The 23,099-nt window shown below is 61.7% G+C and carries 17 protein-coding genes and 1 pseudogene; 8 read left to right on the top strand and 10 right to left on the bottom strand.

Annotated features, from left to right (window positions below):
* The first annotated feature begins 27 nt into the window (after window positions 1-27).
* Complete coding sequence (locus tag Q0M35_RS02770) at window positions 28-1,065, top strand: TRAP transporter substrate-binding protein (RefSeq protein ID WP_295311953.1); 1,038 nt, start codon at window positions 28-30, stop codon at window positions 1,063-1,065.
* Between the two features lie 216 nt (window positions 1,066-1,281).
* Here the strand turns inward: Q0M35_RS02770 and Q0M35_RS02765 are convergent, their stop codons facing one another.
* Together Q0M35_RS02765 and Q0M35_RS02760 are read right to left on the bottom strand one after the other, a co-directional pair.
* Window positions 1,282-1,668 (bottom strand): response regulator, encoded by a 387-nt coding sequence (locus Q0M35_RS02765; RefSeq protein ID WP_295311951.1) that lies wholly within the window; start codon window positions 1,666-1,668, stop codon window positions 1,282-1,284.
* 4 nt (window positions 1,669-1,672) lie between these two features.
* Window positions 1,673-5,119, bottom strand: coding sequence for a CheR family methyltransferase (locus Q0M35_RS02760; protein ID WP_295311949.1), 3,447 nt, complete (start codon window positions 5,117-5,119; stop codon window positions 1,673-1,675).
* Here Q0M35_RS02760 and Q0M35_RS02755 point away from each other — a divergent pair.
* Window positions 5,076-5,702, top strand: coding sequence for a hypothetical protein (locus Q0M35_RS02755; protein ID WP_295311947.1), 627 nt, complete (start codon window positions 5,076-5,078; stop codon window positions 5,700-5,702). The two genes, Q0M35_RS02760 and Q0M35_RS02755, sit on opposite strands and share 44 nt — an antisense overlap.
* Before the next feature lie 157 nt (window positions 5,703-5,859).
* Here the strand turns inward: Q0M35_RS02755 and Q0M35_RS02750 are convergent, their stop codons facing one another.
* The 6 genes from Q0M35_RS02750 to Q0M35_RS02725 all read right to left on the bottom strand — a co-directional run bounded on the left by Q0M35_RS02750 (window position 5,860) and on the right by Q0M35_RS02725 (window position 12,624).
* Window positions 5,860-6,294, bottom strand: coding sequence for a hypothetical protein (locus Q0M35_RS02750; protein ID WP_295311946.1), 435 nt, complete (start codon window positions 6,292-6,294; stop codon window positions 5,860-5,862).
* Window positions 6,291-8,357 carry a glycosyltransferase gene (locus tag Q0M35_RS02745; RefSeq protein ID WP_295311944.1) on the bottom strand — a complete coding sequence of 689 codons (2,067 nt, stop codon included), beginning with the start codon at window positions 8,355-8,357 and terminating at the stop codon, window positions 6,291-6,293. Before Q0M35_RS02745 ends, Q0M35_RS02750 begins: the two co-directional genes overlap by 4 nt.
* Window positions 8,354-9,403: a hypothetical protein gene (locus Q0M35_RS02740; protein WP_295311942.1), complete on the bottom strand. Its 1,050-nt coding sequence runs from the start codon at window positions 9,401-9,403 to the stop codon at window positions 8,354-8,356. The genes Q0M35_RS02745 and Q0M35_RS02740 overlap by 4 nt, the downstream gene beginning before the upstream one ends.
* Window positions 9,404-9,431: 28 nt before the next feature.
* Window positions 9,432-9,749: a hypothetical protein gene (locus tag Q0M35_RS02735; RefSeq protein WP_295311940.1), complete on the bottom strand. Its 318-nt coding sequence runs from the start codon at window positions 9,747-9,749 to the stop codon at window positions 9,432-9,434.
* 121 nt (window positions 9,750-9,870) lie between these two features.
* Complete coding sequence (locus Q0M35_RS02730) at window positions 9,871-11,826, bottom strand: hypothetical protein (protein ID WP_295311938.1); 1,956 nt, start codon at window positions 11,824-11,826, stop codon at window positions 9,871-9,873.
* Between the two features lie 147 nt (window positions 11,827-11,973).
* On the bottom strand, window positions 11,974-12,624 hold the full coding sequence (locus tag Q0M35_RS02725; RefSeq protein ID WP_295311936.1) for a glutathione S-transferase: 651 nt from the start codon (window positions 12,622-12,624) through the stop codon (window positions 11,974-11,976).
* Window positions 12,625-12,788: 164 nt separating this feature from the next.
* Here Q0M35_RS02725 and Q0M35_RS02720 point away from each other — a divergent pair, with 164 nt between their 5' ends.
* From Q0M35_RS02720 to Q0M35_RS02700, 5 genes are read left to right on the top strand one after another with little or no spacing between them, the layout of a single operon-like run.
* Window positions 12,789-14,078, top strand: a complete 1,290-nt coding sequence (locus Q0M35_RS02720; RefSeq protein WP_295311934.1) for an SAF domain-containing protein — start codon at window positions 12,789-12,791, stop codon at window positions 14,076-14,078.
* A gap of 54 nt (window positions 14,079-14,132) precedes the next feature.
* Complete coding sequence (locus Q0M35_RS02715; protein WP_295311932.1) at window positions 14,133-15,050, top strand: dihydrodipicolinate synthase family protein; 918 nt, start codon at window positions 14,133-14,135, stop codon at window positions 15,048-15,050.
* A complete protein-coding gene (locus tag Q0M35_RS02710; RefSeq protein ID WP_295311930.1) occupies window positions 15,047-16,483 on the top strand; it encodes a M20 family metallopeptidase in 1,437 nt (478 codons plus the stop codon). The genes Q0M35_RS02715 and Q0M35_RS02710 overlap by 4 nt, the downstream gene beginning before the upstream one ends.
* Window positions 16,484-16,540: 57 nt before the next feature.
* A complete protein-coding gene (locus tag Q0M35_RS02705; RefSeq protein WP_295311928.1) occupies window positions 16,541-18,088 on the top strand; it encodes a hypothetical protein in 1,548 nt (515 codons plus the stop codon).
* Between the two features lie 31 nt (window positions 18,089-18,119).
* On the top strand, window positions 18,120-18,629 hold the full coding sequence (locus tag Q0M35_RS02700; RefSeq protein WP_295311927.1) for a hypothetical protein: 510 nt from the start codon (window positions 18,120-18,122) through the stop codon (window positions 18,627-18,629).
* On the opposite strand, the gene Q0M35_RS02695 is transcribed toward Q0M35_RS02700, so the two are convergent.
* On the bottom strand, window positions 18,613-21,024 hold the full coding sequence (locus Q0M35_RS02695; RefSeq protein ID WP_295311925.1) for an adenylate/guanylate cyclase domain-containing protein: 2,412 nt from the start codon (window positions 21,022-21,024) through the stop codon (window positions 18,613-18,615). The genes Q0M35_RS02700 and Q0M35_RS02695 overlap by 17 nt on opposite strands.
* Window positions 21,025-21,053: 29 nt before the next feature.
* On the opposite strand from Q0M35_RS02695, the gene Q0M35_RS02690 reads away from it, so the two are divergent.
* On the top strand, window positions 21,054-22,280 hold the full coding sequence (locus Q0M35_RS02690) for a YcaO-like family protein (protein ID WP_295311922.1): 1,227 nt from the start codon (window positions 21,054-21,056) through the stop codon (window positions 22,278-22,280).
* A 314-nt stretch (window positions 22,281-22,594) separates the two neighbouring features.
* On the opposite strand, the pseudogene Q0M35_RS02685 reads toward Q0M35_RS02690, so the two are convergent.
* Window positions 22,595-23,099: pseudogene (locus tag Q0M35_RS02685) on the bottom strand (hypothetical protein); the annotation flags it as partial.

The following is a 23,099-nucleotide window of genomic DNA, read 5'->3' as shown; positions in this document are numbered from 1 at the left end:
AAGACCTTCAACAGAGAGGAAAGACCCATGACAACCAGACGTAAGTTTCTGACCACAGCAGGTGTCGGTGCCGCTGCCACGCTTGCCAGTCCCGCAATCGTCAAAGCGCAAACGGCAATCAAATGGCGTTTCCAGACATATGCCGGCAGCGCGCTGGGAGAGCACGTCACCAAGCCGGTGATCGATTACATCAACGCCAATGCCAACGGCGAGCTTGAGGTAGAGCTTTTCTATGCCGACCAGATCGTGCCCACCGGAGAGCTTTTCCAGGCGCTGCAGCGTGGCACCCTTGACGGCGTTCACTCGGATGACGACTCAATGGCCTCGCCCACGCCTTTGCGCCAGTTCGGTGGCTATTTTCCCTTTGCAACCAAACACATACTTGACGTGCCTGTGCTCTTTAACCAGTACGGTCTGAAGGACATCTGGGAAGAGGAATACGCAAAGGTCGGCGTCAAATGGCTTTCGGCGGCAGGACAGGATCCCTGTAACTTCAACACCAAAAAAGAGATCACCAGCGTGGCGGATCTTGATGGTCTGAAGCTTTATACATTCCCGACGGCGGGTCGCTTCCTCGCACAGTTCGGCGTGGTCCCGGTGAACATTCCCTATGAGGATGCCGAGGTCGCAGTGCAGACCGGTGAACTCGACGGTATGGCATGGTCGGGCATCACCGAAGATTACACCGTGGGCTGGGCGGATGTGACGGACTATTTCCTGACCAACAACATCTCCGGTGCCTGGATCGGATCCTGGTTTGTGAACCAGGAACGCTGGGCGGACCTGCCGGATCATCTGAAATCGGTCGTGATGGCGGCAACCGAAGCGGGACACACATATCGCAATCAGTGGTACTGGGGTGGTGAGGCTGCACTGCGCGCTAATGGCGACAAGCTGCAATTGCGTTCAGTACCCGCCGGAGAGTGGGCCGAGGTCGAGAATGCGGCCAAAGCTTTCTGGGAAGAAGTGGCGCAGGAAGGTGAAGTGCACCAGAAGATCGTCAACATCTTCAAAGAATATAACAGCGTCATCAACCAGGCCGGTGCGCCCTATAACTTTGAATAAAACTGCCTGATCAGCAAAGGGGCGTCCCTCAACAGGGGGCGCCTCATCTGTGCCGGGGGCGGGCGTCACGGCAGCACGTTGCAGCCCCAAATCCCGGTTGGCTCATCTCAGGCCTGAGCAAAATGCGAGGGGGAAACGGGTACCTTAGCACTGAGAAACTGCCCCGGCGGACCGGAAGCTGAAGCCCTGCGTATCATGCCTGCAACCGCCGTGGTTTCAGTTCATGGGGGCGCTGTTTTGTGGTTCAGCCTTTGCAGCCGTCTGCAGTTTGTCCGCCAGCGCGGGCAGCGAAAACGGCTTGTCCAGAAATTCAAAACCGTCGCTGCGCAGTTTATCTGCGTCCCCGCCATTGCCTGAGGCAAAAATCACGCGGGTCCCCGCCTGGGCCAGTTGGCGTCCGAGCGCGATACTGGTCTGTCCGCGGTCCACATTTATATCGAGAACAGCCAGATCGAAATCGGTGTCTGCCATCAGTTGATGCGCGCTTTCCAGACGGTAAGCTACAGCAACGCTCTCAAACCCCAGCGTTTCGAGGTATTCGGCTGTATCCATTGCCACGAGAAGCTCATCTTCCAGATACAAAACCTTCAGGCCATTCAACACGCAATCATGCTCCTTTTGAGACTGTGACATCGTCGAAATTTAATTCAATAACCACGCGCAGCCCGTTTTGTTCCCATTCCGGCGTCACAGTTCCGCCAAGACTGCCCTCCAGCGTGGAGTTGATCAGTTGCGTGCCAAAGCCTGTTTTGTCTGGTCCGCCGATCTGCGGTCCGCCGGATTCTTTCCACTGAATAATCAGCCTGTCGCTCCTCGCGTCGGTGATACGCGACCAGTTTACACTGACATGCCCGTCCTCGCCGGAAAAGGCACCATATTTAGCGGCATTAGTCGCCAGTTCATGGATGGCCATTCCGATCGCCAGTGTGGCCTCGGAGGTCACGAATACATCCGGTCCCGAGAGCGTCACCCGGTCTTCGCCATAAACGCCTGCCGTTTCGGGTTCGATCACGTCACGCAGCAACGCCGAGGACCAGTTTTCCGCCGTCAGCAGCGAGTGGGTTTTCGCCAGCCCCTGAATGCGGTTGGTCAGCGTATCGAAAACGGCCCGATCAGTTGTCGCCTCGCGCCCCGCGCGGTTTATCAGCGCGTTGACGTTGGAGAGCATGTTTTTTACCCGATGCTCAAGTTCGCGCATAATGCGGCGCAAATTGTTCGCTGTTTCAACTTGTTCTGTGATGTTCCTCACGTTGACTGAGACGCCTGTGAGCCCTTCGCCGGTGTAAAAAGGCAGCCAGTCGCTTTCCCAGATATGAACTCTGTCGGGTTCGTTCAGGGTGCTGCCGGTCACCCGCTCTTTAAAGATCGGTTTTCCGGTCTCCAGAACTGTGCGGATCAGCTGTTCGGTGTGATCGGCGACATCGGGGATGATATCGCGGATCCGTCGGCCGATGTGCTGATCGACCGGCGCGCCGTTAATTTCAGCCAGCTTCTCATTGAGCCTGATATAGCGCATGTCGCGGCCCACCAGACCCATGGCCATGGGGCTGTGTTTATATATCTGTTCGACCTCGGCCTTCTGACGATCTGCCAGCGCCTTGGCGTAATCCGCCGTCCGGACAGCTTTGCGCAGTTCGGTCACGTCCTGCAGGGTAAAGACAGCGCCGAGGCTGTCCTTGCCGTCAGGCGAATAGGGCATCACCCGAACTGACAGGCTGACTTTTTCGTTCTTTGTCAGAAACTCTTCTTCGCGCTCCAGCTGGTCCGTGACGGTTTTTTTACACAGTTCAATCAGCCGGTCCTGATCAATTTCGGCGCTCAGATCGGCGAGGTTGCGGCCGAGGTCTTTTTCGGTGAAGCTGAAATACCGCTCCGCTTCAGGGGTGAAGCGCAGCAGCCGCAGATCCGCGTCGAGGAAAACAGACGGGACGCGGGCGCTCTGTACGAAATTGTTGAGGTCCACATTGGCCTGATTGAGCGCACGCAGCTTCTCCTGCAACTCGTCGTTGATCGTGGTCAGCTCTTCATTGGCCGATTGCAGCTCCTCGTTCATCGACATCATTTCTTCGTTTGAGCTTTTAAGCTCTTCGTTTGATGTCTCGAGCTCTTCCACGGTGGTGCGCACCGCCTGTTTAGCGTCGTCAAGCTCCGTTTCGAGCTGATTGACATAGGCGTCCTGCTTGGACCCCTGATCCGCGGTCCCTCCTGGCCGGCTGTCGAGGAGTTGCAGATTGTCGCGGATGACGAAAAGCTGCGTGCCATCATCAAGCCGTCGCGCTGAAACGATCAGCCGTTCGGGTCGACCGCTGATCTCTCCCTGAAATTCAATCTCGCCCGCGGCACCCGGCTTCGGGTCGGTCCGGGCGACCCTGCGGAAGGTCGATTCGAGTTCAGGGGCGATGATGCTGAACAGACCTGTGCTCACTTTGCCGGCCCGGATGGTGAGATATCTGCTTGCGTTGGCCGAAGAGAATATCACATCGCCCCGGGTATCGGTGTGCAGATAAGCGGGCGCGAATTCATTGAGGATCACCCGGTCAAGGTCTGATAATTCTGTCGTGGTCGCGGTTTTTTCTGCCGTCGTTTTGTGCCGGTTCATCACAGCGCCTGACAGGCTGCCAAGGTTCAGCGGTTTCGCGGCACCCGGCTTGCGCCGGAAGATGCGCGCGCGCGCCGAAATCTCATCAAAGTATGTCAGGATCGATTTCGGGTTTTCACTGGGCCCCAGGAACAAAAACCCGCTTTCGTTCAGAGCGTAGTGAAAGACCCGCCCCGTCAGTTCCTGCAAAGTATCCTTGAGATAGATCAGCACGTTCCGGCACGAGACCATATCGAGCTTGGAAAAGGGCGGATCCTTGATAAAGCTGTGCCGTGAAAACCGGACCATCTCGCGCAGTTGCGGGCCGACTTCATAACCTTCCTTTGTGGGTTTGAAATACCGATCCATCAGGTTGGCGGGGATGGCGTCTGCAATGGCGTCAGGATAGCGGCCGTGGCGGGCAACGCTCAGCGCCTGCTCATCGATGTCGGTGCCAAAGATCACGACCTTGCACTGCTTATTTACCCGACTGATTTCTTCCGCGGCGAGCATGGCGATGGAATAGGCTTCTTCCCCTGTCGAGCAGCCTGCCACCCAGATACGCAGTTCGCCGTGCTCTTCGGTCTGCTCTACCAGCTCAGGGATGATCTCGGCTTTCAGCGTGTCAAAATGATCCTCGTCGCGGAAAAAGCTGGTTACGTTGATCAGCAGATCCCGAAAGAGAAGATCGGCTTCGCTTTTTGTTTCCGCCATGTATTTCAGGTAGTCATTGGGCGAACTCAGATTGAGCACAGACATCCGCACCGCGATCCGCCTGAGCATTGTGGCGTCTTTGTATTCAGTGAAATCGTGCCCGGTGCGAAAGCGGACATGCCGCATGATCCGTGAGAGAAATTCGGCATCCGTTTCCATGCCCTCGTGCCTGCCCGTGCGCAGGTTGAAATAATCGCGCACGACATCGATGATCTCTTCCGCGTTCGACGTGACATCGGCCCCGCACAGGTCGAGCACGCTTTGTGGCATGCCGTCGTATTTGGCCTGGCGCGGGTCCTGGACAAAGACCAGACCGCCTTGTCCTTTAATTTCCCGCGCACCGTTCGCACCGTCACTGCCAGTGCCTGACAGAACAACTGCGATGACGTTTTCGCCATGCTCTTTGGCGAGGCTGTTAAAGAACCGGTCGATCGGACGACGCAGCCCGCGGGGCGCGGAAAATTTCGTCAGCCGCAACGACAATCCGATTATTTCCATCTCATAGCCCGGCGGGATCAGATAAATATGTCCGCGCTCGATCTGCATGTTGTCTTCTACGCTGTGCACAGGAGATTTCGTTTTCGCCGCGACAAGCTCCGGCATCAGGCTTTCGTGGTCCGGGTCGAGATGTTGCACCAGGATGAGAATAAGATCATGCGCGTCGGGCAGGCCGGTCAGAAGTTGCTGAAAGGCTTCGAGCCCGCCGGCGGACGCGCCGATGCCAATGATGACAGGCTCGTCAGTATTTGTATTTCGGGACATAGAAGGTAAAACCGGAAGCGTGAAGGATAAGAGGCAGACGATGGACGACCGTTTTAATTTAGCTCTTGGGTCCCTGGAGGAAACCCTTAATCGGGTGCTATTTGCACTGACGTTGTCGAATTTATCCGCTGAAGATGCACCGCTGATTTTCATGAATTCGAGTTTTAAGGACATGACCGGCTGCACGGATGCGCAACTGGGTCAGAACTGTCGCTTTCTGCAGGCTGAATTTCCCAACTATGAAGCGCGCGCAGAGGTCCGCCTGGCGCTCCGGGAGCGGCGCCGAACCCAGGTCATCCTGAAAAACAGGCGCATGGACGGAAGCGTATTCCGTAATTTTCTGCTGCTGGAATATATTGGTTCATACAGAGGTTTTCCGGAACTTGCGCTGGGGACGCAGTTTGTTCTGAGCAAGGATGAGGAGGACGATCTGAATGCGGTGCCGGTGAAAGACGGCCCGCTCGCGCAGGCGCAGAGTGCCGCTTTGAGAGTGCGGCTTGAGCGACGCAGGATTGCCTCGGACTCTGCTGTGCGTCTGTTGCAGTCCTGGTGTGTGCTGAATGAGCTCACGCCCGAGCCCTGACCGCGAGGCCTGTGCCGGTTATTTCCGCACGTGAAATGCCTGTCCGGACGTAAAAGCGCCGGGAACCCGGCGGGCTTTGTGCGCCAATTGTGAGAGTATTCTTAGTGGTCCCGCAGCAGGCGCTGCATCCGGCGTGTCTGATCCGGGAAGCTGGCGTCTATCCGAAGCCGGTCAGCTCCTGCGCGTCCACGATAATTGCGAGGTTCCATAGGCGACGGATCTGCTCTTCGCTGCACCGCCGGTCTTCCTCGTCCGTTCCCGCGACCTGTTCCACACGAAACCCGTACTGCTGCAGGCCACAAACGCCGACATGGCTGATCACGACCGGATACACCGCGCGCTCCAGCGCGATGGCGGCAAGACGCGCGGCGATACGGCGCAGATCAGCCGGAGGCCGGGTGACCCGCAGACCGATGCGCGAGACACGTGGCGCATCCGTCTCCCACAGAGCTGGCGAGGGTATGAAACGTCCGCCCGGCAACACGTGTCCCTGCGCGGGCTGCCCGGAGCCGGACAAAAGATCGTCAAGACCGGTCGGCGCTGCGGCGGGCAGGCGGGCCAGCACGTCGAGATATGTCTGCGGATCGCTCACCTGCTGTTTACCCCTCTGATGAGTTCTGCGGCGGCATTGTTGCCCCGCTCGGGTAGTGGCACTTCTGTAAATGCCGCTGCAATCTCTGCGCGAACCGTGCCGTCGAGAAGACCGTCCACCTCACGTTGCAGGGTCAGCAGATCCGTTGCCGCTACAAAGCGCGCAAGGTTACGGTCTGCCGCCGCCCGGGCGCGTTTCTCCTGGTCGTCAAGATAGGTCGCATGGTTCGGGATCATGATCGACGGGATTCCGGCATAAAGCAGTTCGTGGAATGAATTATACCCAGCCGCCGACACCACAAGATCCGCCGCGGCACACAGGCTCAGCGTCTGGTCGGTACGCACCGCAAAACTGTTGTGCCACTGGCCGAAATCACTGGCGACAACCGCATGAGGCCAGACAACGACCAGGTGCAGGCAGTTTTCACGTTCCTCCATCAGACTGCACAGCATCTGCACCTGTGCGGTACGTTCTGACGCCATGCCGCTGCCCAGCATGCTGACGGCGAGTGTATCCACCGGCCGGTTGAAGGCTTTGCCCAGACGTTTGCGCAGACCGGCTCTTTCTTTCGGCGAGGAAGCATCGGTGCGGACCACCGGGCCCACGCGGTGAATATGATTACCGCTGGAATACACATCATTGAGTTCTGGAAAGGCCTCGTCCGGGGTGATCACCCCGGTAAAAGCCCGTTCTCGTTCCAGCACGTTGGGATTGATATGTTCGGGCTGCCAAAGCCCGCGCCGGATCCACCAGGCAGGAATTTTCAGCTCGGACACAACGCGGTAAACGGAATCGAACACAAAGCCGCCGTCAAAAACAAGCGTGTCCCCGGGCGCCAGCATGTCGCGCAGCCGCAGATAGTTGATCAGATCAGCCGCAAACGCGTCCTCATGCGCATCACTGCGGGCGATGACCGGCATGCAGTCGTAACCGCGTCGGCGCAGCAAATCGGTGCAGCTCGGGAAGGCTGCAAAACGGACGGCACTTTCGCCGGGCAGACCGTCCGCGATCAGGGCACAGCGCTGTGCATGCCCGAGCCCGACACCGTTAGTGGGGAAAAAAACCGTCGCGGGCGCGCGTTCGTCCGGCGAGGCTGCCGGGGAAGGGCGCAGAGACAGGCTTTCTGTGAGGGTCGCGATATCGCAGGCCCGCAACCACGGATCAAGCAGAATGCGGCGGCCTATCTCGCGCCGGCTGCCGGCCACGGTATCGGCCAGATAGCCTGCAAGAGCGGCGGCGTGTTCAGGTCCGCTCAGCGCCGGCGCCCCTGCGGTTTTGAAGGCCGCCGAGGTGGTGCAGTCGATCACCACTTTGCCCGATCCCATCGCAATCAGCGCCAGAAACGCCATGCGTTCTCCCGGTATTCCCGGACCGAAAAATGCAAAGACGTCCGCATAAGTCAGCAGATTGGCCGGTGCAAGCTCGCCATAGCCGAAGACCGACAGCCCGGCATGGCGCGACTGACGGATGATCGCTTTGCCCTTCGCTGTCGTCAGTATGTGCAGATCGGTGCGTGGCGCATGCCGCAGGGTGGCCAGATCATGCAGCACGCCTTCTTCTTCCAGCATGTCTTCGGGCATATAGACGAGCAGGCTGGTGCGTGCGCCCTCAGACTGGACCGGTGCCCGGGCTATGGCGGTGACCAGCGGTACCACCGGTGCTTCAATCAGCTGTTTGCTGTGTGGTGTGCCGCGGTTGATGACCTCCGGCTCTGTGCCCGTAGCATAGGCAATCCTGTTGCGGCTGTTGATCCGCGCCTGCGGGGTCTCGAAATACCCGACTGCCCTGACCGGCGTTCCCGGGGGGGGCGGGGCCGCGCGCAGCAGTGTCTGGACCTCTTCGGAGATGTCCTCGGCGGCGATAATCACGATGCAACCGGGCGTTATATCATCCGGGGCCGCCAGAAAGGGGACCGCTTCGAATTTCTGGTGCCGGGACATGCCAGCGGGCGCAAACCGGTCGTCAATGGCAACGCTGTACCCGGCCTCGCGCAGGCCGGTGGCAAACAGCAGCAGCGCATCCAGATGCCGCAGGGAAATCTGACCGGAGCAGAGCAGGATCACAGCACAGCCTCGCCGGAACGGCTCAGAACATCGCTGAACATGCGCCGGAAGGCGGCGGCTGAAAAGGCATCAAGACTGCGCTGTCCGGCCCGCACATCGGCCTGGTACCGGTCGGGATCGGCAATGTACCCGGCGATGATGTCGCTGACCTCATCCGGGGTTGCGGCCTTCACGCCCCCCTGAAAAGTCTGCGCGGTCCCGGGATCGGTGATCACGATCTTGCCCGCCGCGATCGCCTCGGCAAGCACGCGTCCAAAGCTTTCGTGCCAGGTCGGGGCGGTATAATAAACCATGAAATCAATCATATCAAAGTATTGCGCGACGGAAAGACCCTGAAACGGGATCAGCGTCCAGTGGGGAGGGCGGTCCGGGTCATCAGCGAGGTGATCCGCGCCGAGGATCACACTTGATGCTGCATCGGACGGGAAGCACAGATCCATGGTTTCGCGAGAAGGAAATTTTTCGAACCCCGGCCGGGAATGTCGCCCGCGCCTGTCTGCGGGCCGGGCCGTCGGGGCGATCAGGTCAAAGTCACAGATATTCGGCCAGTTGTCCTGGGTTTGCTGCCAGCGCGCACCGGCAGGATGCCGATCCATCCAGTCGCTCACTGTGCTGCGGTTGGCATCAGAGACCGGCGCGAGGCTGCGTGTCAGCGCCACGGATGCGCCCGCGATCTGGTCAAGACAGTTCGCCACGTCAAAGGCCTCATGTCCTCCGGGCCGCAGGAAATTCTCGTGGGTCACGACAATCAGGTGCCGGGCGATGATCCGGGTGCCGGGAGTATTCTGAAACTTGAGGCAGGCCGGGTTGTGGAAAATCACAATGTCCGCGGCGATTTCTTCGGGGTCCCGGATCAGAGTGAGGTTCAGTGCGGCAAGCGCGTCGGTCAGAACCGGTGCATCTTCGCGGTCCCGGAACATTGCGGTGCTCAGGCCGTAGACCGCCGGGCGGACCATGTCCGAGATCGCTGCAAGTTCGGCGGCGATGGCTGATGATGTGCCGCCGGGAAACCGCGGATCTGTCACATATGCAATTGTCGGGGTCATTGGCGGTCTGCTCACCTCGGGCGGGTCATCAGTAGATAGACGCGACCGACCGCTCCGTGCTGCCGAGACCACCGCCATCCGGCTGCGAGGGGCCTGAATCAAAACGGTTCAGCAGCCCGCGTTTGGTTTCATCGACAAAACTCCGTAATTCCACCGCCAGCGGGTCGTTTCCGGTCGTCAGCTGCGGTTTGGAGTTCACGAAGGTATAAAGCGCGTTCCATTCCTTGCCGGTGATCAGCGCATCAATGGTCCGCAGATCATCGATTGTCACATCCTCCTGCGCCAGACCGGTTGATCCGATCAGGCTGAGAATTGTCACAATCGCAAGAAGCTTTTCGTTCGCCACACTCACACCCGTCAGGAAATACCCTGCGACAGCCCGGATTCGACCGGGACCATACCATCGGGAGCATTTTAACATGAAGGCTGTGGAGATATCAAACGGCTCGTTACGCCGCGCGGCGCGACTACTTGTACTCTTTTTTGCGCAGGCTGTTTACAAGCCGGTTGCGCAGGCGCTGCTCGGCCGCGGCGCGCAGTTCTGCGGCAGACGGGGCGGGCTGTGCACGCCGTGTCGTGGTCTGACGCTGGCTCTGCGCGGGTGCTGCTGTGCGACCTGAATCACCTGTCATCCAGAGCTCGACCCGGCCGATCGGTGCGGTGCCGCTGATATTGGTGAAATCACGCACAGGGGCGCCGAATTCCTCAGCAACAGCACGGGCCACTTCAGCGTCGTCGGGATGATAATACCGCACATGAGTTTTTGACACCCGGAAGGACACACGGTTCAGCGCGCCGAGCGGAAAGCCTGTTTCGCGCAGCCGGGCACGGTTTTCCTCGACTGAGGTGTCGCTCACGCTGTCCGGGGCAAAGGTCACGAGGCTGAAGCGGGACCGTTCAGGCACATCAAGTCCGAGCCGGCCCGCGAGGGTTGGTGTGCGCTCAGCCGGAGCGCCTGTCTGAGGCAGATCTTCTGCGGTATCGGGTGAGTAGAGCGCCGGCGTGACGATGGCCGGGATTTGTGGCGCGATCCCGATGTCCGCAGGCCCCGTCGCGGGATCAGCCGGTGGCGGCGTGGCCGGCAGGGTCGCCGGGATGCCGGAGCTCGCGACGGAAACAGCAACCGGCAGAACCCGCATCGCTGCATTGAGAACCGGGGCAGTGCCGGATGCTGCGCCCTGCAGAACCGGCGAGGGCATGAACACGGTCGTGGCCACGACGGCATCCGGCGCCTCAAATTCACGGGGCTGAGCGCTTGGCACACGCAGGCTCGCAAGACCTGTCCAGAGTGATATTTTGTTGCGGTCGGCAAGTTCAGGAAGCTGATCGGTCAGTCTCAGGATAATTCCCGGCCGGTCCGGCGTCTGCGCGACATATGCCAGTTTGTCGCCCGAAAGAGACAGCGGTGCGGGCCGCGCCGCGACGGGTTCCGGACCGGCAAGCAACGGGGTGTAGGTGCCGATCAGCGGTCCGGGCGACAAAAAGCCTGCAGGATAGGTATCCGCAGGGGCTGCGCCTGCCAGCGGCGGCACATCTGTGCGCAACGTATCCTGCTGCGCTATGCCCGGTGTTGTCAGCCCGCCCACCCCCGGACCTGGCGTAGGAGCCAGCATGGTAACGGCGGTACGGGTCAGGACATCCGGTGGCGTGTCTGACACAACAGATGCACCGGGTCGTGTCGCTTCTGCGCTTTGCTGTGACGGTGTAATCCAGCCCATTGCGGCAAGTATCGCGAAACTCAGCACCATGCCGAAGCCCAGCCCGAAGCAGCACGCAAAGGCGATGACCGCAAGGCGTACGCCGGGCGTACTGGATTCGAGCCAGCGTGAGAAGGTCCGTAACCGGGTGCCGGGGGCGGCGGGCTGGATCTGTGCTGCCAGCGGCGGCAGCTTGTCACGCACCCGTCCTGGGGTGCCCTCAGTTCCGGGCGGAGTTATCTGGTCATCGGCAGGTTGGCGAAACTCAGGAGTTTCTGCAGTGCGCTCAGCAACCGCGACGGCGCGCACGGACTCTGCGGGTGCCGCGACGGTCTTCTGGTCAGAGGCTGAAATCAGCGTTTTTCGGGCAATATCGCCGGGAACGCGGGCCTTCAGGATTTCGGATGCGACGGCACCTTGCGCGCTGCGCGCCGCCGGCCCGTCGGCAGCAGGTTTGTGGGCTACGGGCTCTGGAGGCGCGGTTTTCTTCAGAACGGATTCTGTTAGCGGCAGAATACCGTCGCCCGCCGGCACCGGACGCGGTCTGACAGACTTTTTTTTCTGTCCTGAGGCTTCGCGCTGCGCGAGGATTCTGGCACGTTTCTTTCGGGCCTCTGCCACGCGGTCGTCCCAGTTGGCTGCAAGTGCAGGGCTGCGCTCAGACCCGGGGGCTTGTTCGGCACCGGTCGTGCCGGTCGCACCGCTTCTGCCCCTTTCACCCGCCATTTAACTTAACTCCCGAACCGCGCGGATCTGCGCGCCTGCCAAACGAATCCCTCACCAAAGCGTTGCCAAGAGTAACGCTGTCAGGCTTTGATGCAAAGATTCATACGTAAATCTCAGTATTTCCGTTAATGCAAACCGCGATTGCTGTTAATGCCGGCCGGTGCCGGATATTGTTGCCGGATCCGGAAACAAATCGCCCGTCATACCGTCCTGCCATCGGGGATACCTGTGCATGACGGCTGCAAATTTTTGTGACGCGAGAAACGAGGCGAGCCAGCCCTGCAGACGGGGCCAGGGCCCGGCATCGAAACGCGCTTTGTCGATGAAGGCAAACTGCCGGACGAATGGCAGGATCGCGAAATCCGCCAGCGACGGCCGCCCGAAGAGCCAGTCGTCAGTCTGAGCATCCAGTTTCTGAAGAAACTCCGAGGCCACCTGCCGGGCCGCTTCCGGATCCGATCCGGGATAGCGGGTTTCATATTTGGTGCGGTCAAGCGCTTCTTTGAACGGACCGTCGGCGTATTTGATCAGGGCAAATCCTTCGGGCGGCATGTGGAGCCATCCTTCGGGATCGTTCTGCCGCAGCGCCCAGATCATGATGTCGAGGCTCTCATCAATCACTCCGGTGTCTGTTTGCAGGCAGGGCACGGTAGCCCCCGGCGAAGCGCGCAGGAAAGCCGCCGGTTTGTCCTGCAGAACGACCTCGCGCAGATGAACCCTTACCCCCGACACCTCGAGAGCCAGGCGTGCGCGCATTGCATAGGGGCAACGACGGAATGACCACAGGACAGGCGACAACGGGCAAAAACCTCCGGATCCGGGCAGCAGCGCCCGGCGGATCCGGGCAGCGGCATCAAAGGCGGTTTATCTCGCACAGGCGCGGGGCTCAACCACAGGTCTGTTGTCTGATCTGGCGCCGCCCCGTCGCCGGCGCTAAGCTTGCGTGAAAAAGGGAGAGCATCATGAATCTCAGCAGCCTGGCGCGCGACGCCGGTGAACGCGGCACTCCGGTCCGCGCCGCCCTGATCGGGGCAGGAAAATTCGGATCAATGTTCCTCAGCCAGGTGCCGACAATCGCAGGGCTGGACGTGGCCGTTATCGCGGATCTTGATCCCGACCGGGCGCGTGCTGCCTGTCGGGCGGTGGGCTGGGATGATGCGCGCATCGCGGCCACACAGTTCACCGACAGCGGCGCGCAGGCCGTCGCTGCAGATGGTGTGGATGTGGTGATCGAAGCGACCGGCAATCCGCTGGCCGGCATCCGCCATGCACGTGCAGCCATCGCCGCAGGCCGGCATGTGGTCATGGTCAACGTCGAAGCTGATGTTCTGGTCGGTCCGGCGCTGGCCGCAGAGGCGCGTGAGGCCGGCGTGGTCTATTCCATGGCTTACGGTGACCAGCCGGCGCTGGTTTCTGAGATGGTGGACTGGGCCCGGGCCACGGGGTTCCGCGTGGCCGCCGCCGGCAAGGGGACCAAATATCTGCCGGCTTATCACAGTGTCACCCCTGATGATGTCTGGTCGCATTACGGCCTGACACCCGAAGAGGCAGCGCGCGCCGGTATGAACCCGCAGATGTTCAACTCCTTTCTCGACGGAACCAAGAGCGCCATCGAGATGGTCGCGATCGCCAATGCCTGCGGGCTCAATGTGCCGCAGAACGGGCTGGCTTTTCCGCCCTGCGGTGTCGATGATCTTGCCCGGGTGCTGCGCCCGCGTGATGTCGGCGGGCAGCTTGAGGGACCGGAAATGGTGGAGACGATTTCCTCCGTGGAACGCGATGGCCGGCCTGTTTTCCGCGATCTGAGATGGGGCGTTTACGTGGTGCTCGAGGCCCCGAATGCCTATTCTGCCGCCTGTTTTCACCAGTACGGGCTGCCGGTGGATGACACCGGCCGGTTTGCTGCCATGTATAAACCCTTTCATCTGATTGGCATGGAATTGTCGGTGTCCGTGCTGAGTGCGGCTTTGCGCCGCGAGCCCACCGGCACATCGCGCGAGATGCGGGGGACGGTCGCCTCTGTGGCCAAACGCGATCTGAAAGCAGGTGAAATGCTGGATGGCGAAGGCGGCTTTACTGTCTGGGGGAAGGCACAGCCGGTCGCTGCAGCGCGCGATGCGTTGCCCGTCGGGCTCGCGCACGGGGTGAAGGTGACGCGCGATATTGCCGCCGGCGAGACCCTGAAGCTCAGCGATGCAGACCTTGCAGAGGATGCGGTGACTGAACTCTATCGGAGCCTTGTTGCGTCATGATCGGGGGGCAGAAGACAGTGATCCGTCCCTCTGCGCCATCGGGAAGGCTGGCCGATGCTTGACGAGACCGCGCGTGGCGTGTTCACCATCGCGGCCACGCCGTTTGTGCCGGACGGGGCCGTTGACTTCGACAGTATCGACAGTCTGACCGATGCTTATCTGCGTCTGGGGGCAACCGGGCTGACAATCCTGGGCATGATGGGCGAGGCCGGCAAGCTCTCGGCGGCGGAATCCGAAGCGATTGTGCGCCGGGTGACCGGCCGGGCAGATGTGCCGGTCGTGGTCGGCGTCTCGGCTCCCGGGTTTGCTGCGATGAAGGCACTGGCCGATACCTCGATGCAGGCAGGTGCTGCAGGCGTGATGGTGGCCCCGCCATCATATTTGCGCACGGATGAGCAGATCCTTGCGTATTACCAGAATGTGGCTGAAACGCTGGGCGACACGCCGTTCGTGCTGCAGGACTTTCCGCTTGCGACCGGTGTGCAGATCCCGGTGCGGGTTATTCTGCAGATTGTTAAGGATTGTCCCACCTGCGTCATGCTGAAACACGAGGACTGGCCGGGGCTGGAAAAGATCACCGCCCTTCGCCGCGCCAGCGAGGCCGGCGACAGGCGCATTTCCATTCTGTGCGGCAATGGCGGGATGTACCTGCTCGAAGAGATGTTGCGCGGGGCGGATGGGGCCATGACCGGTTTTGCGTATCCGGAGATGATGGCACAGGTCACAGCGGCCTGCGCGGCCGGGGATACCGACCGTGCGCGGGACATATTCGACGCCTACATGCCGATGATCCGCTATGAGGCGCAGCCGGGGCTTGGTCTCGCAATCCGCAAGTATTCGCTGGCAAAACGCGGGTTTATCGCGCATCCGGTGGTGCGCAAACCGGGTGCCGGGCTGAGCCGGGATGCGATGCAGGAGATTGATGCACTCGCCGCCCGTCAGGCCGTGCGGCTGGAGGCTCTTGGTCTGTGACGGGGCCCGGGGCCAGATCGTCGCGGGACGCTGCCGTTACTGCAGCTGCAGCTTTCTTTGATGACGGGCGGTTTGTGCGGGATCTGGCGGCGCTTGTGGCCTATCCGACCGAAAGCCAGAACCCGGCGCGTGCAGAGGTTCTGCAAGCTTACCTCACGGAGGCGATAATGCCGCGCCTGGAGGCGGCGGGCTATTCCTGCGGGATTTTCCCGAACCCTGATCCGCGTGGCGGACCGTTTCTTGTTGCGGAACGGCATGAAGGCGACGGGCTGCCGACGGTTCTGACCTATGGTCACGGCGATGTCATCCACGGCCAGGAGGGGCAGTGGCGCGCGGGCCTTGAGCCCTTTGTGGTGAGCGTTGACGGCGAAGAGATCTACGGGCGCGGCACGGCGGACAACAAGGGCCAGCATCTGATCAATATAATAGCGCTGGAGCAGGTGATCGCCGGGCGGGGACATCTGGGGTTCAACAGCCGGATTATCATCGAGATGAGCGAGGAGACCGGTTCGGCGGGTCTCGCGGAATTTTTCAGTGCGATGAAAGACCGTCTGTCGGCAGATGTACTGATCGCCTCGGACGGGCCGCGCCTGCAGCCGGACACACCCACCGTTTTCACCGGATCGCGCGGCGCGGTCACCTTTGATCTGGTGGCGGATCTGCGCGACGGGGCGCACCATTCGGGCAACTGGGGCGGCCTGCTGGCGGATCCTGCCATGCTCATCGCTCAGGCGCTGGCGCTGATCACCGACGCCCGCGGAGATCTGCTGATCCCTGAATGGCGGCCCGACAGCCTTACGCCCGACGTGCGCGCGGCGCTGCGCGATCTGCCGGTGACAGGCGGCGACGGGCCGGAACCGGATGAGGACTGGGGCGCGCCTGATCTGAGCATGGCCGAGCGCGCCTATGGATGGAACAGCTTTGCGGTGCTCGCCATGACCAGTGGCCTGCCTGAGGCTCCTGTCAACGCAATCTCCGGCACGGCCCGCGCCACATGCCAGCTGCGCTTTGTGACCGGCACAGATACCGCAGCACTGCTTCCCGCTCTCAGAGCGATACTGGACGCGCGCGGTCTGGGCCGGGTTGAAATCCGCCCGCACCAGGGGGGGCATTTCCCCGCCACACGGCTGGCGCCGGACCATCCCTGGACGAAATTTGTCTGCGCGTCTGTGCAGAATACCACCCTGAAGCGGCCGCATCTGCTGCCCAATCTTGCAGGATCGCTGCCGAACCACGTGTTCACCGAAATTCTCGGAATGCCGACCGTATGGATCCCGCATTCATGGCGCGGCTGCAGCCAGCACGCACCTGACGAGCATATGCGCGCGAGCATCTGTCGCGAGGGGCTGCAGATTATGACGGGTCTGTTCTGGGATATCGGTGCTGCGGACGCGGGTCTGCCGCGCACCGGGGCCTGCGGCACTGCGGGCTGACAGACCGGGCACTTTCGTGTTATCTTTCAGTGAGATGAAGATGCACGGAAAACGGGAATGAGCAAAAGCGTTTGCGCTCACATGCACGGAGGCGGGCTGAAGCTTGTGGCCGATACCGCAGGCCCTGATGATGCCGGTGCCTATTCCGCCACGCTGTTCGGCACCGGACGTGCACTTCTTGCAGATGTACCGGTCGGGCCCGGTCCGGGGGGGCTTCAGGCTGATCTGGAAAACCGCGAAGGGGCCGGAGGCGGGGGGCAGGTTGCCGGCTACAGCCGGCTCGGACCACGCGAGCAGGACACCCGCGACGGGCCGCTCGCGGCTTTAGCCCTTGCGATGGTATCCTCGGTGCGACCGGCATGGCCCGCAGCAGAGCCCGCGCTGCCTTCGGCATATGTTTATTTTGCTCAGTTTCTCGGCCATGATCTCAGCCGGAGCAATGTCTCAGACCCTGGTGCGCCGCTTAATCTGAACACTGCCGCACTTGATCTCGACACGGTTTTTCCGCCCCCGACAGAACACCTGCAGCACATGGCCGGCGTGTATCAGCAGACCGGCGCACTGGTGGAACAGGACGTGGCCCTCGGGCGCACGTCACGCAGTTCATTTGACAGCTTTCTCGACCTGCCACGGGATACCGGTGGCAGGCCACTGATCCCGGACACCCGTTCGGATGCGAACCTGTTTCTGGCACAGCTGCACGTGGCGCTTTTGCGCTATTATGTCAGGCTGTGCCGCGACGGCGTGCCTGATCCCAAACAGGGTCTTATCGATGCGGTACATCAGATTACGCTTTATGATTTTCTGCCGCGTATTATCGATGCCGGCACGCTTGCCGACATCATGGCCAACGGACGCAGACTTGTTGCACCCGGCACTGCCGATCCGGGACATCTGCTGATCCCTGCGGAATTTGCCTTTGCCGCCTACCGGTTCGGGCACCCCATGGTGCGTGACCGCTACACCTGGTCGCGGACCGGTCCGTCGCCCCATTTCATGCCGCAGCTGCTGGCGCATACGTTCAACGGAACCAGCCTTGCAATGCATGATGACGGGCACCGGGTTCTGAGTTTCCGCTGGGAGGCGGACTGGCACGATTCCGATGCCGCGACGGCGGACAATGTCGCGGCGCCGATAACGCCGGTTCTGTATCACGAGATGGGGCAGCTTGATCCGGGCCATCTGAGCGAGCAACCGGGCCCGGCAAATCTTGCGCAAATGACGCTGGCGCGCGGGCAGTCTGTGGGGCTGACATCCGCACAGGGGCTCTGGCACGCAGATCCCGGCATTTTCAGCGGTGCACTGCTGACGCCCGAACAAATTGCCGCAGACCAGCCCTCGGCCATCACTGCCGCGCTCACCGACGGGGCGGCTGGCGACCGGCTCTGCGACCGCACACCATTGTGGTTTTATACCCTGCGCGAGGCGCAGTTTCTCAGCGGTGGCGCGCGGCTTGGGCCGCTTGCCGGCCGGATTGTCGCGGAGACGCTGCATGCTGCAATCTGCGCGGCGCGGGGCGGCACGGTGCCTGCACAGGGCATTCTGACCCTGCCGGACCTGCTCAGGGTCTCGACCACACTTGACGCGGGGCCTCCTCCGCCCTGAACTGTATTACACATCAGAAAGGACACTCATTATGCCATCCGTTATTTTCTTTGAGACAGCAGATATGACCCCGGCCGCGCGCCGGGAGGGCATGATCTCGGCCGGCAGCGATATCCGGGCGGGATCCGGCGGCGTTGCGGACAAAAATGATGCAGAAGATCTTGTGCAGGGCATTCTTGATAAATTCGCCGACCCGGCGACTGAATGCCATGCGGTGCTGGCAACCACAGGCGATGATTTCAGGGTTCTGGAACGCCAGGGCAACAAATATGCCCTTGAGACGCTCGCCAATCCGGGCAATGTGGTGAATGATAAGCTTGAGCTGCGTGGTGATATTGACGACAAAAACGGCAACACCTTCCGGATGACAGCCGTGGTTCAGCAGAATGCCCAGACCTCTGCGTATGACTATATCTCGCAAACCGTTGTGCCTGATACGATCGCCCTGGTTGCGGACTTTCTGGCCGCTCAGAGCGACGCCAACCGCAAACGCCTTGAAGACTATCTTATCGCGAGCTTTGCCTTCACGCGCTGCCGGTAAGGGCGGAGACCTCCAGCCCTGCGGCAAAGGCGATGGCGCTGGCAAGGCGGACCGTGTCTTCGGGCCGCCGCAGGGGGTAGGCGCTGATAAACCACCGCGCAAGGCTGAGCGCGTCAAGGGGCACAGAGCCCTCCCAGAACGGTTTGATCGTTTCGCTCAGGGTGTCGAATGCCGCCGCGGCATTATCGCGATCCTCAAGGGCTGCGTAGCTTGCTGCGAGCCAGCCGTAGTTGTCTTTGATGGCGTCGCCCCCCTGTAAGGCAGCATCCGCAGCGCCGGAATAATCACCTGCGAAAAACCGCACCGGAACGCCGTAGCACCACTGCCAGCGGGCCAGAACCGGAGCAGTACGTGCTGTTTTCTCAAAAAGATCGCGCGCCCGTTCTGCGCGCCCGAAAAACGCAAACCCCATTGCGGCTGAGATCACTGTACGTGAGCTGGTAGGGTTGAGGGTTGTCGCCAGATCGAGGTGCACCGTGCCCAGATCGTAATGGCCTGCCATGGCTGACGCCCAGGCAAAGGCCAGCTGCCCGCGGGCATCCAGCGGATCAAGTTCAGTGGCCCGCACCGCGGTTGCCAGCGCGCGGCGGGTGTCTTCGTCGCTGCGGTTCAGTCCGGGGCGTACGATGTGACGCACGTTATAAATGCTGGCGAGGCTGGCGTAAGCCGGCGCAAAGGCCGGATCGCGTTCCAGAAGGTTTTCCAGAAGGGCGGCTGCCTCGGTTTCAGCATCCGGGTCCCAGCGCGCCAGCAACCCTTCGGCGCGCATCCAGTCGTCAAACTGCGAGGATTCCGTCCCGCCAAATGCCCGCGCCACGCGGTCGGCTGAGACATAGACTTCGGCACGGGCGGCGACGCGGGCGACAAGCTGCTCCTGAGACCGCTTCCAGTCCGCGCCGGATGCGAGCCGTTCCTGCCACAGCACAACGCCATCACTGGTGCGGGTGAACGAAAAGGTGGCGTGCTGTTCACCGACGCGCGCGGTCAGAAGGTAATCGCCGCCGTCACGCCCGGAAGATTCCGCAACATACCATTCGCGAAACCGTGACAGCGCAGCCACCACATCAGACCGCAGGCCGGCGGCCAGATCGGCATTGCTGTCACTGGCGGAAAAGGCACCGACACGCAGATCGGGCCGGCGGGTGTCGGTGAAACTGCCGGGCGGGAGAGCATCAGCCGCTTCGCCTGCGCGGATCCCGGCGATCAGTGCTTCGGTCTCAGCCGAGGGCGCCATGTCGTAGCGACCGGTCAGCCAGTCCCGCAACCGTTCGTATTCCTGCATGGCCATCGCGCGGTTGCCGAGCGCGTTATAGTGCCGGATCAGCACCCGTGCGGCAGGTTCATGGCCGGGCTCGATCAGCAGCAGCGCCTCAGCGGCCACCCGTGCGCCGTCTTCTTCCGCGCGGAACCGTTTCAGACAGACCTCAAGCGCGCCGGCGGCCTCGCGACGCCAGCGTCCGCGCATCACGCGGGCCCAGCCCGCGAGAGAGCCGCCCTGATCTCCCAGTCCGGGCGCAAGTTCCACGTCCCAGTCGATCCCGCGCACCAGTTTCGGGTCTACCGCGCCCGATCTGGCGTCGCGGGGCAACTCGTAAAGATCAACACGCACGATCGACTGGTCGACGCCGATCGTTCCTTCATCGTGCAGCCGCAGTCCGGCGGCCCCGGCGCGCCGGAAGGCCCGCGCCAGGGTGCGCCGGGCCGCTTCGAGCCCCGCGGCATCTTCGGGATTGCCCATCAGGGCCGCGCATTGGGTGCGCTGCTGCGGGTCCGGCCCGCCCAGCACCAGAATACCGAGCAGGATCCGCGCGCGCTCTGAGCGCAGCTCAACCCGGGCACCGTCTTCCGACGAAATGTGCAGGCTGCCGATCACGGTCACATCGGCGGGCAGGGATGCCGGCTCGTTGCGGCCGGGTGAATAATCATAGGCGGTGATGTTCTCACCTATATTGCGCAGCACCACCGGCCCGCGGCCGCTGAAATCGCGCGCAAAGGTCTCGGCGCGGCGAAACGCGGCACCGGAGATGGTGATGCCGCCCGGGGGCGCTATCCCCTCAAGCCGTGCGGCGATATTGACGGCATGTCCATAGATGTCGGCATTGCCGAAATGCACCGGGCCAAAGTGCACCCCGATGCGAAATCCGTGCCGGACACCGGGCGTGTCAGGCTCTGCGCGCTGAAAGCTGATTGCAAAAGTCAGAGCAGCAGGCACAGTGGCGAAATGGGCCACAAAACCATCCCCGGTCGTTTTCACAACCTCGCCGCCGACCGCTTCGACGGCATCGCGCGCCTCGGTGAGGCGGGCGGCGATATAGGCGACGGTGGCGGGTTCGTTCTCGCGCATGTGCCGGCTGAAACCGGCAAGGTCGGCAAAAAGGATTGCTCGCTGGGACATCATTCCTCCGGTCGCGCGGTGCGGAAACTATGCCTTTTAACGCTTGGGTTGAAAACAGTTTTATGACGGCACCTGGTTCTGATCTGGCGCGGATGGCGGCACTTTTCACGCCGCACTGGTTCGAGGCACCCGATCTGCCGGTGCATCTGGTGGCGGTGGTTCCGGGTGATGCGGCCATGGCGCTGTCCGGTTTTCCGGCGGCGGCTCTGCCGGTCACGGGGCGCGTGGCATCAGGTCGCGGGCTCACCCGCGCGGACGCGCTGCGGCGGGCCCTCGGTGAGGCGGCCGAGCTGGTATCCTGCTGTCGCAACGGGGATGCGGATACCGGGCGTGCGGCCCCTGTGGGAGGCCGGCTCGACCGCACCGAGGTTCTGCGGTTTTCTCAGGCACAGTATGCCGCACATAAGTCCTGGAATGAGCGCTGGGGCGATGAGGACCTCTGGCCGGGCGCGCCGGGCCGGGATGCGATGTGGCACGAAGGCGTGGATCTGCTGAGTGGTCGCGTGGTGTGCGCGCCCTCTGATCTGGTGTGGATCGGTGGAGATGGCGTAAGCGCCCTGAACCCGTCGGGAAGCGAAGGCTGTGCATCGGGCAGGGACCATGATGCAGCCGTTGCCGCAGCCCTTGCGGAACTCTTTGAGAGTGACGCCATCGGTCGCTGGTGGTGGGGCGGCATCCGCGCTGCGGCGTTGCCTTTGTCATTGCTGGAGGAAGTGCCTGATCTGTTGCGCGCGTTCGGCGCGCGTGAACGCGAAACAACGCTGATGCTCCTTGCAGCACCGCAGGCCCCGCATTGCGTCGCAGCTGTGAGCAGTGCCCCGGATGGCGGTGCCGTCGCCTGCGGGTTTGCAGCGCGCACCGACCTGCGCGCGGCAGCGCTTGCCGCGGCGCTGGAACTGGCCGACAGCGAATTCCGCATCCGCATGGCGCAGCATCATGGCCCGGAGCATCCGCTGACACCCTGGATCGCGGGAATGAGCCGCGCCGATCCCCGGTTCACTCCCGACGGGGCAGCGGACGTTCCGCGGACAACGGCCGGGCTGTCAGACTGCTGTGCCGCAAGGGGCGGAACTTTTGCTGTTTTTGATATGACGCGGGCGCAGTTTGGGGCGCCCGCCTTGCGGATCATCGCACCCGGGCTCGTCTCACAGCGACCGCGGTTCCTGAACCTGCCATCGGCAGACGCGTTGTTGCCGGCGCTGACCGGCACCGCAGGCGCGACAGGGCGGCAGGCGGCACTGCCACTGCTCGTTTAAGGCATGATGTGAAGGCTCAGGGTGCTGTAAAGTGACCGGCAAAGACCGGCGCCGGACAGGTGCGGGTCTGCGCGTGTCTTTGCGGGGCACAATGCGTGGAAAGATGAGAACAGTCAGGCAAGGACCGTCAGGTAACACTTCAGAGGACCGGCCGGAGATGCGTGCATCCACCGACCTGCACCCTACGTCATTCTGTGGATCCTTGCAATGCGGCAGCGGCAGCGCGAACCGGCGTGTGCCAGTCGTATCGATCAATCACCGCAGACGGCGCGGCGCCGATCCGCGCCGAAAAAAGTATACCGGACTGCAAGCTTTCAGGCGATGCAGATCATGGCAATAAAATGCGAATCCGCAATCGCCAGCGGCTTTTCGCCGGCACTCAGACCTGCCTTGCTGCACTCGCAGAACCATTTGACGTGATGCATCTTCGCGAAACACACAACGGTTACTGCATGGAGTTTTTGTGTGTTGTCGATGTGAAAATTCACGATCCCGGTGGAATGCCCCCCGTGGCCCGCGATCGTCGCAATGGTGGATCCGGATAAACCACGTCTGGGGGCGCATGAGAGGCAGGCATAAGTCGTTTGCCTCCGGTGTATCTGTCGGGGGCTGTCCGGGACCGTTAACAGCGGGATTTTTGCGCTCAGCAACATTATCTCTCGTCTCGGAGAGGCATTCATCCTGTCGTCTGCGGTGTCGCAGCAACGTGTGTAACTGCACAAAATGCTGGAATTTAGCGGCAGCGTCAAAGGCCCCCGGCGGCAAAACCGCTCAGGGCGCATTTTCACAAGTGGGGGGCGTTGCCAACGGGCGCTGAAA

This window comes from Roseobacter sp. (genome assembly GCF_024639605.1).
Lineage (GTDB): Bacteria > Pseudomonadota > Alphaproteobacteria > Rhodobacterales > Rhodobacteraceae > Roseobacter.
The sequence above is the reverse complement of the archived record's forward strand: the minus strand, read 5'-3'. Positions and strand labels throughout refer to the sequence as shown.